Source organism: Idiomarina solivarensis, from assembly GCF_033052755.1.
Lineage (GTDB): Bacteria > Pseudomonadota > Gammaproteobacteria > Enterobacterales > Alteromonadaceae > Idiomarina.
Map to the genome: position 1 here is coordinate 312912 of NZ_JAVFHZ010000002.1, position 16488 is coordinate 329399.

11 protein-coding genes are annotated in these 16488 nt (G+C 48.0%); 8 read left to right on the forward strand and 3 right to left on the reverse strand.

Translation table 11 applies throughout. The features are described from left to right. The first annotated feature begins 3 nt into the window (after positions 1-3). The 3 genes from RBK99_RS05490 to RBK99_RS05500 all read left to right on the forward strand — a co-directional run bounded on the left by RBK99_RS05490 (position 4) and on the right by RBK99_RS05500 (position 3043). Positions 4-723 carry a general secretion pathway protein GspB gene (locus RBK99_RS05490; RefSeq protein ID WP_317503638.1) on the forward strand — a complete coding sequence of 240 codons (720 nt, stop codon included), beginning with the start codon at positions 4-6 and terminating at the stop codon, positions 721-723. 108 nt (positions 724-831) lie between these two features. Next, positions 832-2616, forward strand: coding sequence for an acyl-CoA dehydrogenase C-terminal domain-containing protein (locus tag RBK99_RS05495; RefSeq protein WP_317503639.1), 1785 nt, complete (start codon positions 832-834; stop codon positions 2614-2616). Further along, positions 2603-3043 carry a hypothetical protein gene (locus RBK99_RS05500; RefSeq protein ID WP_317503640.1) on the forward strand — a complete coding sequence of 147 codons (441 nt, stop codon included), beginning with the start codon at positions 2603-2605 and terminating at the stop codon, positions 3041-3043. Before RBK99_RS05495 ends, RBK99_RS05500 begins: the two co-directional genes overlap by 14 nt. 46 nt (positions 3044-3089) lie before the next feature. Here the strand turns inward: RBK99_RS05500 and putA are convergent, their stop codons facing one another. Continuing rightward, positions 3090-6257, reverse strand: coding sequence for a bifunctional proline dehydrogenase/L-glutamate gamma-semialdehyde dehydrogenase PutA (gene putA / locus RBK99_RS05505; RefSeq protein ID WP_317503641.1), 3168 nt, complete (start codon positions 6255-6257; stop codon positions 3090-3092). Positions 6258-6482: 225 nt separating this feature from the next. Here putA and RBK99_RS05510 point away from each other — a divergent pair, with 225 nt between their 5' ends. Next, positions 6483-7982 (forward strand): CYTH domain-containing protein, encoded by a 1500-nt coding sequence (locus RBK99_RS05510; protein WP_317503642.1) that lies wholly within the window; start codon positions 6483-6485, stop codon positions 7980-7982. A 7-nt stretch (positions 7983-7989) separates the two neighbouring features. Then, a complete protein-coding gene (gene glnE / locus RBK99_RS05515) occupies positions 7990-10836 on the forward strand; it encodes a bifunctional [glutamate--ammonia ligase]-adenylyl-L-tyrosine phosphorylase/[glutamate--ammonia-ligase] adenylyltransferase (RefSeq protein ID WP_317503643.1) in 2847 nt (948 codons plus the stop codon). Here the strand turns inward: glnE and lpxL are convergent. Both lpxL and tolC read right to left on the reverse strand, forming a co-directional pair. Continuing rightward, entirely contained in the window at positions 10830-11756 is a 927-nt protein-coding gene (gene lpxL, locus RBK99_RS05520; RefSeq protein WP_317503644.1) for an LpxL/LpxP family Kdo(2)-lipid IV(A) lauroyl/palmitoleoyl acyltransferase, read from the reverse strand. The two genes, glnE and lpxL, sit on opposite strands and share 7 nt — an antisense overlap. A 99-nt stretch (positions 11757-11855) precedes the next feature. Next, entirely contained in the window at positions 11856-13238 is a 1383-nt protein-coding gene (gene tolC, locus RBK99_RS05525; RefSeq protein ID WP_317503645.1) for an outer membrane channel protein TolC, read from the reverse strand. A gap of 185 nt (positions 13239-13423) precedes the next feature. Here tolC and RBK99_RS05530 point away from each other — a divergent pair, with 185 nt between their 5' ends. The 3 genes from RBK99_RS05530 to parE all read left to right on the forward strand — a co-directional run bounded on the left by RBK99_RS05530 (position 13424) and on the right by parE (position 16471). Then, entirely contained in the window at positions 13424-14041 is a 618-nt protein-coding gene (locus RBK99_RS05530) for an NUDIX domain-containing protein (protein WP_317503646.1), read from the forward strand. Between the two features lie 9 nt (positions 14042-14050). Next, positions 14051-14512 carry a DUF1249 domain-containing protein gene (locus RBK99_RS05535; RefSeq protein WP_317503647.1) on the forward strand — a complete coding sequence of 154 codons (462 nt, stop codon included), beginning with the start codon at positions 14051-14053 and terminating at the stop codon, positions 14510-14512. Positions 14513-14578: 66 nt separating this feature from the next. Continuing rightward, complete coding sequence (gene parE, locus RBK99_RS05540) at positions 14579-16471, forward strand: DNA topoisomerase IV subunit B (RefSeq protein ID WP_317503648.1); 1893 nt, start codon at positions 14579-14581, stop codon at positions 16469-16471. Positions 16472-16488 lie beyond the last annotated feature (17 nt).

Below are 16488 nucleotides of genomic sequence, written 5' to 3' on the forward strand. Positions count from 1 at the left end.
TTGATGTCATCTTTATTAAAAGCACTAAAACAACAGCAGTCGCCGCTACTAAAGCAAACATCAGCGCTGGATGCTTCCTTAATGGCAAGTGAGAAAGGCCGCTTTAGTTGGGAATGGCTGCTCTGGCCTGCGGTACTTATTTTGGGGGCTGTGTTGGGCTCTGCTGCTGCTTGGTGGAGTGACAAAGATCAGCCCACGGAGGAAGTGCGGGCAGCAACTCATTTTAGCTGGGGAGAAACGGCCAGTGTTGAGCCCGTTAGCTGGTTAGCTAAACCTGAACCAGAACCAGAAAAAACTGAGCAGCTAACGCAGAAAAGCAACCCGTCTGAGCGGTCTAACGGCAACCCAATAAATCGGCCAGCGGAAACTAAAACAGAGCGAGAAGCACTTGATTTATCCAAAGTATCGCCAGATTTACTGCAGCGCTTTGAAGCGGCGGTCAGCGATACAAAAGGAGAGGGAAGCGAGCTCGATAGCAGTGTGATACCGCCCTTAAGTGAGTTATCTAAAACCTTTCAACAGCAAGTGCCTGCCTTTAGTTACGACAGTCATATGTATCGTTCCAGCGCATCTGAACGTTGGATAGAGCTCAATGGGCGCCGTTTGTACGAAGGGAATGCGTTGGGACCATTAACAATACTGAGAATTGATCCACAACGCGTGGTGTTCATTATGGATTCGCAGGCGTTTTCACAGGCCGCTCTGGAAAACTGGCAACCGTAGAAAATATTGACATCCCGCAAAGGGATTCATACTCTTATGCGATAAAGTTCAAACAGGCGTTTAAATTGTTGGTTTAAATGTTTTGTAACCCCTATAAGAGGTAATGATATGGCTGACTACAGAGCCCCCCGTGACGATATGGATTTTGTCCTGCATGATGTATTCCGCGTTGCCGAAGACTGGCAGCAGGTTCCTGAATTGGCGGACATGATGGACGTTGAAACTGCCGGTGCAATCCTTGATGAAGGTGCAAAGGTAGCCGAAAACCTGGTTGCTCCTAACGCGCGCGAAGCGGATGAGGAAGGGGTGAAGTTTGAAGAGGGTGTCGTCACGACACCAAAAGGTTACAAAGAAAATTTCCGTCAGCTGGCCGAAGGGGGGTGGGTTGGTGTCACGGCGAACCCTGACTTTGGTGGCATGGGTCTGCCTAAGTCACTTTCCGCACAATACGAAGAAATGCTGTGCAGTGCGGATATCGCGTTTTCACTGTATCCGGGGTTAACATCCGGTGCGATTATGGCGATTAATTCACACGGCAGTGAGGAATTAAAACGCCATTATTTGCCGCGCATGGTATCGGGTGAGTGGACCGGCACCATGTGTTTGACCGAGTCTCATGCGGGAACCGATTTAGGTATTATCCGCAGTAAAGCGATGCCGGCAGAAGACGGCAGCTTTGCCATTAGCGGTACCAAGATATTTATTACGGGTGGTGAGCACGACTTAGCCGACAATATCGTTCATTTGGTCCTGGCCAAGTTGCCGGATGCTCCAGCCGGGACAAAAGGCATCTCCTTGTTTGTGGTGCCGAAGTTTTTATCGGATGAACAAGGTAATCTGACCGAGCGCAATATGGTCAGTTGTGGAGCCATCGAACACAAAATGGGAATTCATGCTTCGGCTACCTGTGTTATGAATTTTGATGGTGCAAAAGGCTGGCTGGTAGGCGAGCCGCATCGTGGTCTGCCCGCCATGTTCACTATGATGAACTATGAGCGTTTAGGGGTTGGTATTCAGGGGCTGGGCGCAGCCGAGCGTTCGTATCAAAATGCGTTGGAATATGCCAAAGATCGCATTCAGGGTCGTGGCGCAAAAGAAACTCGAAACGACCAGGCTGAAGCGGATTCTATTTTAGTGCATGGCGACGTACGGCGTATGCTATTGACCATGAAATCGCTGACTGAAGGTGGTCGCGCCTTTTCAACCTGGGTTGGGCAGCAGCTTGATCGGGCGAAGTATGCACAAAGCGATGAAGTAAGAGAAAAAGCAGAAGCTATGGTGGCGTTACTGACACCGGTTGCCAAAGCATTTCTGACGGACACCGGGTTAGAATCAACCATCCATGGACAGCAGGTTTTCGGTGGTCATGGTTATGTTCGGGAGTGGGGTCAGGAACAATTGGTTCGTGATACCCGTATCGCCCAAATCTACGAGGGCACCAATGGTATTCAGGCACTGGATCTTCTTGGCCGCAAGGTATTTGGTTCACAAGGTCATTTGTTAACGCCGTTTAGTGATGAGATACAGTCCTTTTTAAACACAATCGCAGCCAGTGGCAACTGGATAACTCAACGCGAACAGTTACAACAAGCGCTGAACATACTCAATGGTGTTAGCGAAGAAGTATTGCAAAAGGCCGCTGGTGATCAGAACCTGATTAACAGCGTTGCGGTTGAGTATCTGCATCTGGTGGGTTATGTTTCTTACGCTTACTTGTGGCTGAAAATGGCAATTACTGCCGAACCGCTGGTAAACGATAAACCATACCTTGCAACTAAAGCAAAAACGGCTCGTTTCTATTTTGCGCGTATTCTGCCACGGATTCACAGTCTGGCATTAGCGATAAAAGATGGTAGTGAGAGCCTTTACTTACATAGTGATGATGAATTCTAAAAACAAAAAAACAAAAGATAATGTACTGACGTTTTATCGTGACAGTCGTCGCCCCCAAGCCTGGGGCGGCTTTTTTTTAGCGATATGGATGGCAATTTATATTGGTGATGCCGTGCCTCTTTGGATCATCATTATAGGCGCACTGACGACTATGGCTGTGGTTATGGCGATAGTGGTGAAGTTTAGACCGCTCCAACCGGCTGCATTTTACCGAGACCATGAGTTGACTGAAAAACGACTTATACTACCCCCAAGAACCCATCAGTTAGAGAGTCCGCCGGAGTTAAGTCAATACGAAGAAGATTTAGCCGGGCTGAACTTTGTTGATGATAAAGGACGCCGACACGAAATTATTGTGGTTTTTAATAACCGCCTCAAACATCAATTAGATGACTACGATATTCCATTGAGAAATGAACAGGAATAAAAAAAGCCAGCGAGGTCATCGCTGGCTTTTTGCTTTCTGAGGCCTTCTAGTCGTCTAAAGACAACAGCGTGGCGTTACCACCAACGGCGGTGATGTTATCACTGCGCGTTTTCTCGGTAATAAAGCGGGTAAGGTAGTGAGGTCCACCTGCTTTGGGGCCGGTACCTGACATGCCGCGTCCACCAAAGGGTTGAACACCGACAATTGCACCTATTTGGTCACGGTTGATATAGACGTTACCAACATCAATACGGCTTGCAACGTCATAGGCAAAGGTCTCATTACGGCTGTGAATACCGAATGTCAGGCCAAAGCCGGTATTGTTGATGCTGTCGATGACGTCATCAATTTCACTGGTTTTATAACGAATAACATGAAGAATTGGACCAAAGTTCTCCTTTACCAACTGACTGATACTGTCAATTTCAATTGCTGTTGGAGCAACGAAATTACCGCCCATGGTGTAATCCGGCATGGGTGCTCGAGCAATTAAACGGCCAGCTTGCTGGATATCGGAAATATGCTGTTCCAGGTTGGTTTTTGCGATTCCGTCGATAACCGGACCTACGTCAGTTTCGTGTAATAACGGGTCGCCAACCTGCAGTTCTTCCATAGCGCCACGAAGCAGGTCGATAATGCGATCAGCGACGTCATCCTGCACAAACAGCACTCGAAGCGCAGAGCAACGTTGTCCGGCACTTTGGAACGCACTGGCAACCACATCGGTGACCACTTGTTCCGGCAAAGCGGTAGAGTCAACCATCATGGCGTTCTGTCCACCGGTTTCAGCAACCAGAGGCACGATTGGGCCGGTGCGTGCAGCTAATGCGCGGTTAATGGCTTGAGCCGTATAGGTTGAACCGGTAAAGCACACGCCACCGATGTCTTCCTGGCTGGTGAGGTAACTACCCACTTCAGCACCGCTGCCCGGCATAAAGTGTAATACATTACCGGGAATGCCGGCTTCTAAAGCTAATTGTACCGCACGGTAAGCAATTAGGCCTGTTTGTTCTGCCGGTTTTGCAATGACCGAGTTACCGGTAACCAAAGCAGCAGCAACCTGACCAACGAAGATGGCTAATGGGAAGTTCCATGGACTGATACAGATGAACGTACCACGACCTTCAACAAGCAGCTCGTTTTCTTCACCGGTAGGACCCGGCAACTTGATGGGCTGACCCATGAGCTCGCGAGCCTGCTTAGCGTAGTAGCGACAAAAATCGACTGCTTCGCGAACTTCGTCAATACCATCTTGTAAACCTTTACCCGCTTCTACTGAGCACAGAGCAATCAGGTCATTGCGGTTGGCTTCCATGAGATCGGCAAATTTTTCTAAGCACTGAGCGCGTTCTTCAGTCGGAACGTCACGCCATGCTTTATAGGCGGCATTTGCACTCTTCAGTGCCTGTTCGGCCAACTTTTTGTCGCCCCAGTAAATGCGGCCAGCTTGTTTTGCGGTTTCCTGTGGGCTGCTAATACTAACGTGATGGTCAGTTTCAACGGTTTTTCCATCAACGATGGGACCGCCTTGCCATTGTTTGTCACGGTACTGTTGCACCGCTGCAATAAAATCATCTGCTTGTGAGTGAATATTCATATTCAATCCTAACGAATTTGTGCGATCCCCTAACATTTGCGGGGGAAGAGGAATTTTGCTGTTGGCGTACTTCTCGTACCCTGACGCGGTTTTCATTGGGTGCTTAACGAGTTCGTTGACCTCTGTATCCGGATCCAATAATTTATGGACAAACGAGGAATTAGCACCGTTTTCTAATAACCGGCGTACCAAATACGGCAGCAAATCTTTGTGCGGGCCTACCGGGGCGTATATACGCACAACCATGCCGGGATTCTGCTCCATGATGGTGTCGTAAAGACTATCACCCATACCGTGCAAACGTTGATACTCAATGCGCCGCTGATAGCTTTCATTCATTTGTTGAATGGCCATGAAGGTTTGTGCATTGTGGGTCGCAAATTGAGGATAGATTGCACCGTCGGTATCATTGCTCAGTAAATAATGCGCGCAAGCCAGGTAAGAAATATCGCTATGTGACTTGCGGGTAAATACCGGATAACCAAGCAAACCATTTTCTTGAGTCCACTTAATTTCGTTATCCCAGTAAGCGCCTTTTACAAGTCGCAATGGGATCTCGTCCCCGCATTCCTTTGCCAACGCCGTTATCCAACAAAGTGTGGGCAAAGCACGCTTGGAATAAGCCTGCACAACCAAGCCGAAACGTGGCCAGCCTTTACAGACTCCGCTGCGATACACTTTTTCAAATAGCTCCAACGACAATTCATGTCGGTCAGCTTCTTCAGCGTCTATTGTCACGCCGACATCGGCTTCTTTTGCCAGTTTGACAAGATCTGTCAGCGTTGTCGCCAGTTCAGTCAGTACCCGTTCATGATTGGATGCTTCATAACGCGGATGCAGCGCCGACAATTTAATTGAAATAGTAGGGCGCGGTGCGTCTGGGTTGTTGAACTCTTCTTTGGTAATGGTTTTGATTGAATTAACGTATTGCTGTTTGTAGTACTCTGCATCTTCCATTGTCAGTGCAGCTTCGCCCAGCATGTCGTAAGCGTGAGTGTAACCTTTATCACGATTGTCACGACTTTCTTTCAGAGCTTCCTCAATGGAACGCCCTAAAACAAACTGCTTACCCATTATCTGCATTGCAGTATAAGTGGCTTTGCGGATAACCGGTTTTCCGAGTTTGCGGATTAAGCGGCGAAAAGCACCTCGCGGGGTTTCCATGGCCTTTCCGGTTGGGTTGGTCACACTGTTTGTCAGGGCCAGTCCCCACGTACCCGAATTGACTAACCAGGATGCGCTTTGGCCCATATGTTTCTGCCAGTCACCACCGGAAAGTTTGTCCTGTATTAATGCGTCCGCTGTATAGCTATCGGGTATACGTAACAGTGCCTCGGCAAGACACATTAAAATGATACCTTCTTTGGTATCGAGGCTGTACTCTTGCAGAAACGAGTCAACGACGCCGTTGTCTGCTTGTTCCCTGACCTGCTCAACTAATTTAGCTGCGCGCTCGGTAACTGCGCTAACCGTGTCATCATCGGCAGGAACCAGCGGCAATAACTCACGCATATATTGGTCTTCATCAACAATATAGTTGTCAGTAATAGCCTGCTGTAAGGACTTTAAATCCTCAGCCTGATGCTGTTTGGATAGCACCTCACTCGCTTTGAACATAGCATCTCCTGTGTAGCCAGGCCGAAGCTCGGCGTGCTTCCCCAATGTTGGGAATCGGCGCAAGTATAAGCTTATTTTTACGCCGGTAAAAACCCTTTATGGTCTGATCTCACGGTGCAACTTTTCACCCGTAGTGTCAAGTGAACTAAATGCCCGTGTTTGTTGACCGTTAGCCGCCAAGCCAGTACCTTTAATCTAACTTATTAAACGCATCGGAATCGATTTATGTCACAAGAAGTTGAGCTCAAATTACTTATCGCTCCAGAACAACGAGAAAAAGCGCTCGAAGTTTGCCAGTTATTGGCCAATGCGAACCAGGCAAAGCCTGGGAAAGAGCAATTTGAACTCAAAAATGCGTACTTTGATACGTCCGATTTACGTTTACGTCAGTTCGATATTGGATTACGGATACGCACCAATAAAGATCATAAAGAGCAAACAGTAAAATTGGCTGGTCGGGTCATGGGCGGCATGCACCAAAGGCCTGAGTACAATATTGAAATTGATAGTGACAAACCGGACTTGACTCTATTTGACAATGAAATCTGGCCTGAAGATTTTCCTGTTTATGATATCCAGCGCGATTTAGACATTTTGTTTGTGACCGACTTCACTCGCACTCGCTGGAAGCTTCCCAGTGGCGAAGGCATTATCGAAATGGTTTTTGACCAAGGTTATATCGAGTCAGGCGAAAGTCGAGAGTCAATAGCGGAAATTGAATTGGAGATGCAAGGCGGCTCTTTAAAAGAAGCCTACCGCCTGGCTTTTGAGTTGGTGAAAAAGGCCGGTGCCCGTGTAGGCTCTCTGAGTAAAGCGGCAAGAGGTTATATGCTGGCAGGTAAGAGCCTACTGGAGCCGTTTACGCAGATGCATTATGTTCCCCTGCAACCAGACTTTAACGTGGGGCAGGCACTTTATCGCTCGCTGGAGTCCGGACTTCGGCATTGGCAACATAACGAAGCCTGCCTGGATTTTCAGCCGAGTGTACGGGCTGTTCAGGGGATGTCTGATGGCATTCAAATGGTCAGGGTTGTGCTGGAACAGCTAATTGAAAATGGTGTCGGTGAACGGAGATTACTGTCGAATCTTTCACAAATAACGGATCGGCTACAGTGGCTAAAGCGCTTTGAGGGACTCGACGAGCTAACGGCAGAAGATGGCGCTTATCACCGCGCTCTGAAACGCTATAGTAAGCTGTATGAATCTCTGGTTGATAGTCAGGAAGACGTTATCAGACTGAATGAGGTTACGGAGCTGGTTCACTCGGCGAGTTATCAAAAAACCGTGTTGGAGTTGTCTGAACTCCTGTTAAGAGAGGAGATGACTGAGGAGTTAGAACAGCCAGTGCTCCCCTGGAGTAGTCAATTGTTGAAGAGTGATTGGCAGTTAGTACAGACGGCTTTCTCTGAGCATGAGCGGCTGAATGAAGAGGGCTATCTGAAATTACTGACACCGTTACAGAACAGCCTGCTCATGGGCACGTGTTTTGGGCATCTATTTGATGCGGATTTACGCGAAAGTTTCCGTCTTCCATGGCAGGATCTGGCTAGAGGAATACGAGAAATTACGGCTTTGCATATTTTGCACGAACGGATCCGTGAGAGTGATGATGAAATTGACGAAAAGCTAATGGATTGGCAGAAAGTTCAGCGTGAATCCTTACTAAAAGCACTGGAATATTCACGTAAAGCCTCACTGAAACGTGAGCCATACTGGTTTAATTAAGGTGATTATGCTGTCTCCCAATGAAGACCTAATGCGTGATAGTGAAACGGCGTGGCAACGATATCAAGACGTGGCGAGCAATATCACTCTAACCGATGAGCAAGAACAGATGTTGAGAGCTTTAGTTGCTGTCAGTTCATTTATCGGGCGTGTCGCGGAAAGTTATCCTGACTCTCTAATGAAAGATTTCTTTATCGGCAGCGGTACAGAAATCAAACTGCCTGAGGCTGATAATTATGGTGACCTTATTAGTGAGGCTCTTGGAGGTCTAAATAGCGAAGATGAGGCTAAAAAATGCTTGCGTCAACTTCGTCACTGCTGGATGGCGAAGCTGGCAGCCGCCGATATGTTGCAGCAGATATCGTTAAGAGAATCACTGGTTCATTACAGTGCATTTGCTGATGCCGCAATAAGCAGAAGCTTGGACTGGCTGTTTCAGCGCTTTATTGATCGCCATGGAAAGCCACTTGATTCGAATGCGCAATTAATGCCTCTTTTGGTTATTGGCATGGGGAAACTCGGGGGCAGGGAACTTAATTTCTCATCCGATATTGATCTGATCTTTACGTTTCCAGAGCAAGGCGAAACACAGGGTCCGGGTCGTAACTTAGAGCACGGTGTGTTTTACAAGAGGCTCGCGCAATCGCTTATTGGTTTATTGGACGAAACCACAGCAGAAGGCCAAGTCTTTCGGGTGGATATGCGACTGAGGCCGTTCGGCCAGTCAGGCCCGCTGGTGGCCAGTATTAACGCACTTGAGCATTATTACCAGGAACAGGGGCGCGACTGGGAACGTTATGCCATGGTTAAAGCTCGCATGATTGGCGCCGCTGAGCAATATCAACAGGCCTTTCAGCAACTGATTCGGCCGTTTGTTTATCGTCGTTACATCGATTTTGGCGCGATTGAAGCGTTGCGAAAAATGAAGTTATTAATTACTCAGGAAACGCGTCGCCAAGGTGTGAAAAATAATATCAAACTGGGTGCTGGCGGTATTCGTGAAGTTGAATTTATCGTTCAGGCTCATCAGCTGATCCGCGGCGGTCAGGAAAAGTCACTGCAAACACGCTCGGTTTATAAAGCAATGGCTGAGCTGACTAAGTTAGATTTAGTCGGGCAACAAGCGGCGGATCAGCTATTAGAAGACTACGAATACTTGCGCGTTATTGAGCACCGCCTGCAACAAATGGATGATCAGCAGACTCAACAGTTACCAACGCAGGAGATGGATCGCGCTCGTTTATGCGCAATGCTGGATGAACCCGACTGGCAAAGCCTGCAGGCTAAAGTTGACCAATGTATGGCGCGTATTCACGCCGAATTTCAGCAGGTAGTCGGTGAGGAGTCTGAGGAGGACGAGGACGAACAAGGCTTGCAAGTTTTATGGCAAGACATGCTGGACGACGACGCGGCGATAGAAATCATAGAAAGTGAAGGTGTCGATGAACCTCAGGCTATGTGGACACTGATTCAAAACTTTCGACAAGAAAGCCGACGTCGCAGCTCTGGGCCAAGGGGACGTTCTGCATTAGCAAGGTTGATGCCTATGATGCTGCGTCATGCGATTCAGCACCAGCACCCGGAACGTCTGCTGGAAAGACTGCTGTCCATTATAAAGGCAGTGATGAGCCGCACCGCTTATATCGAATTATTGGCAGAAAACCCCGGTGCCCGTGAGCAGCTTTGTAAACTGTGTATGGCAAGCCCCTGGATATCAGAACAATTGGCACGACACCCTATTCTGCTTGATGAATTGATTGATCCTCAGCAACTTTACAGTCTGCCAGAATCAAAAGATTATGCCGCCGTGTTAAGAGAGTATTTGGTGCGTATTCCTGAACAGGACTTAGAGACGCAAATGGATGCTCTGCGTCAGGCAAAGAAGGCCCTGCAACTAAAAATAGCAGCAGCGGATATCAGTGGTGTTTTAGAACTAATCAATGTCAGCGATCATCTTAGTGCGCTTGCCGAAGCAATTATTGCGGAGGTGGTTGGGATGGCATGGCAACAGATGACCCAACGCCATGGCAAGCCAGAGGGAACCAGCATTGATAACACGGGGTTTGCCGTACTGGCGTATGGTAAGTTGGGCGGACAGGAGCTTGGTTACGGCTCCGATCTTGATTTAGTTTTTGTAACCGATGCCAATTATAAAGGACAAACCGACGGTCAACGACCTATTGAAGTTCAACAGTTCTATTTGCGACTCGCACAGAGGATTTTGCATTTATTCACCACCCGGACCGTGGCCGGAATATTATACGACGTTGATTTACGTTTACGCCCTTCAGGCCAGGCAGGGCTGCTGGTTACTCAGGTCTCCTCTTTTGCTCGTTATTTAAGGGAAGATGCCTGGACTTGGGAGCTACAAGCGCTTGTTCGTGCCAGGCCTGTCTTTGGCGTACCGGCGTTGCGGGATACGGTGATGGACATTCGACGTAGTGTTTTATCTCAACCCCGGGATGAACAGGAATTACGGCAGAGTATTGTTAATATGCGCGAAAAAATGCGCGAGCATTTAACCCAAAGCAACAGCAAGATGTTTGATTTAAAACAAGATCCCGGCGGCATAGCCGATATTGAGTTTATTACCCAATATTTAGTTTTACGTTATGCGAATCAGCACCCCGAGCTTTGTAAATACAGCGATAACATCCGGCTGCTAAGCGAAGCTCAGCAGTTGCATCTATTGTCGGATGTGGATGCGCAGAATTTAATTAATGCTTTCCGGATATTTCGTTGTGAAAGTCATTCGCTGGCGCTGCAGGGAGAGCAGTTGCTGGAACAGCACAACCTGGACGCTGAGCGCCAGGCGGTACTGAGTTGTTGGAACCATTTATTGGTCGATCACTGATAGTAGCTTGGCATGTCCGGATCGGGGCGAGTCTTAAATCGACGGTGAACCCAGAGGTACTGTTCAGGCGCTTTGCGTATAGCGTCTTCGGCTAGGCGATTAACTCGCTCTGCATCTGCTTTGTCATCGCCACTTGGGAAGTTTTCAAGTGGCGCATCGTAATGAAGATCGTATCCACTGCCATCATCCCGTCTGACGCAACGACTCACGATCACTTTGCAATTAGGGTGACGGGCAAACAGCATGGTGCCTAATGTCGTTGAGGCGTCCGGGACCTGGAAAAACTTAACGAACTCGACACGACGGCGGCCGTAATCTTGATCAGGCAGGTAGCCTGCAATATCCCCTTGAGTTAGTGCGGCCATCATTGCTTTAACGTCACGTCGCTGGATCATATATTTATTTGAGCGTCCGCGGCCCCGGGTCTGAAGAAACTCCATAACGGCGTTATTATGCGGTCGATATAAGCCAACAGCAGGCTCTACGAATCCGTGCAGACGGGCATGAACTTCCAGACTGAGAAAATGAAACAGTAGCAAGAGAATGCCACTACCATCGTCTTGTGCCTGACGGAGATTTTCTTCCCCATGCACGTGCAGCTTGCGCTTTATACGCCAGTTGGGCCACCACCAGGCCATGCCAACTTCAAAGTAGGCGATTCCGGTGTTTTTCATGTTTTCCGTCAGTAACGCTTCAATTTTGTCGTTGCTGTACTCAGGGAAACAAAGTTTTAAGTTGGTTCGTGCAATTCCAACACGTCGCGGCATAACTTTTTTTAATAGTAAGCCCAAGCCACGGCCCATAGCGAGTTGTAACCGGTAAGGTAACCATGAAACCGTATACAGGACAAAAACACCCAGCCAGGTAAGCCAAAACTTAGGGTGTAAAAAATAGAACTTAAACTTGGGAGGTTCGATCACAACGGATGCCGCTTAATATTCGTAATTTAACGCGGATAGTAACATAGATTAATCGAAAGAAGGCACCGCTTGTAGTCAGCGATGCCCTGGTCGGGGCAGTTAATCTGCCGCTGTGCCTTCCGCGCTTTCAGACAGGCTGCTGTTTATTGCCAGCAAGTCTTTTGCCTGCAATTGACCTGCAGCTTCTTCAAGGCTCAGTACCTGACGAATGTAACCGTAACGGGCTTCAGACAAGTTGCGTTTTGCGTCGTAAAGGTTACGTGTACTGTTCAGCACATCAACAATAGTCCGGGTACCCACTTCGAATCCGGCTTCTGTTGCTTTTAGTGCACTTTCTGCAGAGACAACGGCTTGTTGAAATGCATTAATGCTGGCAATAGAAGCGGTAACTTCGTAGTACGCACTGCGAACTTGACGCTCTACATCACGGCGTGTCTGTACCATTTGTTGGCTACTGGCCACATAGTTATGACGTGCCTGAGTCACTTCAGATGAGGTTCGGAAGCCCGAGAAAATAGGCACGCTGAGGTTTACGCCAATTGAGTGGCTATCAAGACGCGGCAAATTGGTCGTTTGCTCGCCGTTTTCGTTACCAAAAGTACGTTCATTATCGCTGGTCGAATAACTCGCCCGAAGTGAAACCGTTGGATAATGACCACTCTGGCGCAGCTCTATTTGCTGTGCTGCAATTTCAACCTGAATTTTACTTTCTATGAGGCTTAAATTGGCGTTCTCGGCTTTCTTAACCCACAAGCCGACATCGTCAGGGACGGGGTTGCTGGGTGAAAATGTTTCCGTGTTCAACGCTGCGAGATCTTGCGGATACTGTCCGGTTATTTCACGAATGCCTTCCATCGCGAGTTTTAACGCATTACGCGCCTGAATTTCTCGAGCGACTGCACTGTCATATTGAGCTTGCGCCTCGTGAACATCGGTAATGGCAGTTAAGCCGACCGAAAAACGTTGTTTGGTCTGCTCTAACTGACGGGCGATGGCTTTTTTCTCTGCTTTCGCGAACATTAAATCATCGCGTGCCTGCAACGCTTGAAAATACGCGTTAACAACGCGAAGCATTAAGTTTTGTTGGGCGTTGCTGTAGACAACCTCTGCCTGATAAGCCTGCTTTTCTGCAATGGCTGAGTTCTTCCATACACTCCAGTCAAAAAGACTTTGAGTTAGGGTAACCCCCGCTTGCCAACCGGTGCTTTCACTGTCGTAAACCTGAATACCTGATTCGAAAACCTGCGGCGATTCGCTGGTTGACTCTGTGTAGCCGGCTTCTCCCGAAATTTGAGGAAGGAAACCTGACTTAGCGATATCAACATTTTCTTGTACTGAGTCTCGCTCCGCAGCGGCTCTTAATAAAGCAGGGTCGTTATTAACGGCTAAACGGTAAATTTGAGCCAAATCTTCAGCATTCGACGTAAAAGAGACTGTGGTCAATGCCAGACCGACAGCAGCCGACAAAAGATGCTTTTTCATGGTAGTCAGTTTCCTGTTACTTGACATGCAATTGTTCAATGATTGCGCTTAGTTTACATACAGCGTTGAATGATTACCAGTGTAAATGATTTGCGCACACAGTTTAAGAAAAACATGGTTTCAGAATTCGCTCAAGTGTAACAGAATGTTTGTCTGAGTTTACTCTCAAGCAAAGGATAATCAGTATGACAATTCGTTTTAAACGAGATGATGTGAAAATAAAGGAAAAGAGACCGCTTTATCAAGGCTTTTTGTCGGTTTATCGCTATTCTTTACAACACCGTTTATTTTCCGGTGACTGGAGTCCGGTCATCGACAGAGAATTAATGGAGCGGGGCCACGCTGTTGTCGTGATTCCTTACGATCCTGTCAGAGATGAACTGGTGGTTCTTGAGCAGTTTCGGCCGGGCGCATTGGATAATATGAATGGCCCCTGGTTGTTCGAGTTTGTAGCAGGCATGTTCGATGCTGATGAAAGCGCGGAAGAAGTTGCAACTCGGGAACTGGAAGAAGAAGCGGGGCTAAAAGCGAAACGATTAATTTACGCGACCAGCTATTATTCGAGCCCGGGTGGTACGGACGAAAAACTAACCATTTATGTTGCTGAAGTCGACAGTCAAGCGGCTGCCAGCTTTGGCGGGCTTGCTGAAGAAAATGAAGATATTCGCGTACATGTTTTACCCAGAGCAGAAGTTATTGGCATGCTCGAGCGTGAAGAAATCAACAACGCTGCCAGTGTAATTGGGTTACAATGGTTATTGTTACATCGTGATAAGGTGTTCTCTGATTTAGAACAAAACTGAGGTTTTATTATGCAACAGCGCTATGTTGTCGACGTTGCGGAATTGCACCGACTTAATGAACTGAATTATGCTGGCTTGCTACCCTTGCTGTCTCAACTTGAGTCTGAAGCTCAGGTTACTATTTATGCTGGTGAGAACTTAGCGTTTAATTTGCGCCGTGTCAGTGAAGCGCGATATACCTCAGATATTGAAATTGAACAATTGAAGCCGAACTGGGCTGATTACCTGCATGCTAAAATGACGGTGAGGTTATACCATGATGTGCGTATGGCAGAGATCACGTCGAGTCAGGGAGTGACCCGGTTAGCGGCGCGTTATCAGCAGCCTAACCGCGACATGCGGCATCAGGATGAAAAGCACCAGGTGAATCAATTCCTGGCTGACTGGTTGACGTTATGCCGCAAGCAAGGCCATATTCAGCCCAAGCTGAGCGAAATGGCTCAGAAATTTATGCCGCACTACTTCAAATAGGTGGCAGTTAGCGGTAAATTGACACACACGTTTCGTGGATCGAGCCAATAATAAAAACAGGGACTCATGACAGACTACAAATCCGACTCCATTGAGGTACTGAACGGGCTGGAACCGGTTCAGCGCCGCCCCGGTATGTACACTGACACCTCACGACCTAACCATTTGGGTCAGGAAGTGATTGATAACAGTGTCGATGAAGCTCTGGCGGGGCATGCCAAATCACTGCTTGTTATTTTGCATAAGGATCAGTCGCTGGAAACAACGGATGACGGGCGCGGTATGCCTGTCGATATCCACCCGGAAGAGGGAGTTCCTGGGGTCGAACTCATTATGAGCAAGTTGCACGCTGGTGGTAAGTTTTCGAATAAAAACTACCAGTTTTCGGGCGGTTTGCATGGTGTTGGTATCTCTGTTGTTAATGCCTTATCGAAGCGCGTGGAACTGAGCATAAAGCGCGACGGTCAAGTGTATGAAATGGCGTACGAAAATGGCGATAAAGTCAGCGAGTTGGAAGTCACCGGAACGGTCGGTAAAAGAAACACCGGTACCCGAGTGCACTTTTGGCCCGATCCGAAATATTTTGATTCTTCAAAGTTTTCTGTCACAAAGCTAAAGCATATATTGCGCGCTAAAGCGGTGCTTTGTCCTGGGCTGACAATTACCTTCCGCAATAAAATTGATGATACCGAAGATACCTGGTTTTATCAGGACGGTTTAACCGATTACCTGGTGGAAGCGGTAAAAGACGTACCGACTTTGCCTGAAGTGCCGTTTGACGGCAGTTTTAGCTCACAAACTGAAGGCGTTGACTGGGCGGTTACCTGGCTCCCCGAAGGCGGGGAAGGTGTCTCTGAAAGTTACGTTAACCTTATTCCGACAACGCTCGGCGGCACGCATGTTAATGGGTTACGCCAAGGGTTGCTCGAGGCTATGCGCGAGTTCTGTGAGTTTCGCAACTTACTGCCCAGAGGCGTAAAACTAACACCAGAAGATGTTTGGGAACGTTGCAGTTATATTTTGTCGACGAAAATGCAAGATCCGCAGTTTGCCGGTCAGACAAAAGAGCGTTTGTCGTCCCGGCAGTCATCGAGTTTTGTTTCTGGCGTTGTTAAAGATGCCTTCAGTCTATGGCTGAATGAGCACACCGATCAGGCGGAACTACTGGCTGATGTTTGTATCAGTAATGCACAACGACGCTTGCGAGCAAGCAAGAAAGTGGTTCGTAAAAAGGTCACTCAGGGGCCTGCGTTGCCCGGAAAGCTGACTGACTGTGCAAGTCAGGACACGGCGCGCAGCGAGTTGTTTTTGGTGGAAGGGGACTCGGCTGGAGGATCTGCTAAGCAAGCCCGCGATCGAGACTTTCAGGCAGTAATGCCGCTACGTGGAAAAATTCTCAATACCTGGGAAGTGGATCCGGAACAAATTTTAGCCTCGCAGGAAATTCACGATATCTCGGTTGCAGTGGGAGTAGACCCGAATAGCGTCGATTTAGACAAACTGCGTTATGGAAAAATTTGCATTTTGGCTGACGCCGACTCCGACGGTTTGCATATTGCGACCTTGCTGTGCGCTTTGTTTGTAAAACATTTCAGGCCCTTGGTTGAGAATGGCCATATTTTTGTCGCGATGCCACCGCTTTATCGTGTCGACGTGGGTAAAGAAGTGTTTTACGCATTAGATGAAGATGAGAAGCGCGGCATTCTGGACAGAATTGAAGCTGAAAAACGTAAGGGCAAAGTGAATGTCCAGCGGTTTAAAGGTTTGGGTGAAATGAATCCATTGACGCTGCGGGAAACCACCATGGATCCCAATACTCGTCGGTTAGTGCAACTGACCATTGATGATGCTGAAGTAATGGAAGAGCTAATGGATATGTTATTAGCTAAAAAACGCGCTGCTGACCGCCGTACCTGGCTGGAAAGCAAAGGTAACATGGCCGATTTGGCTGAACTGTAAGCACTTGTGAGCAAGGA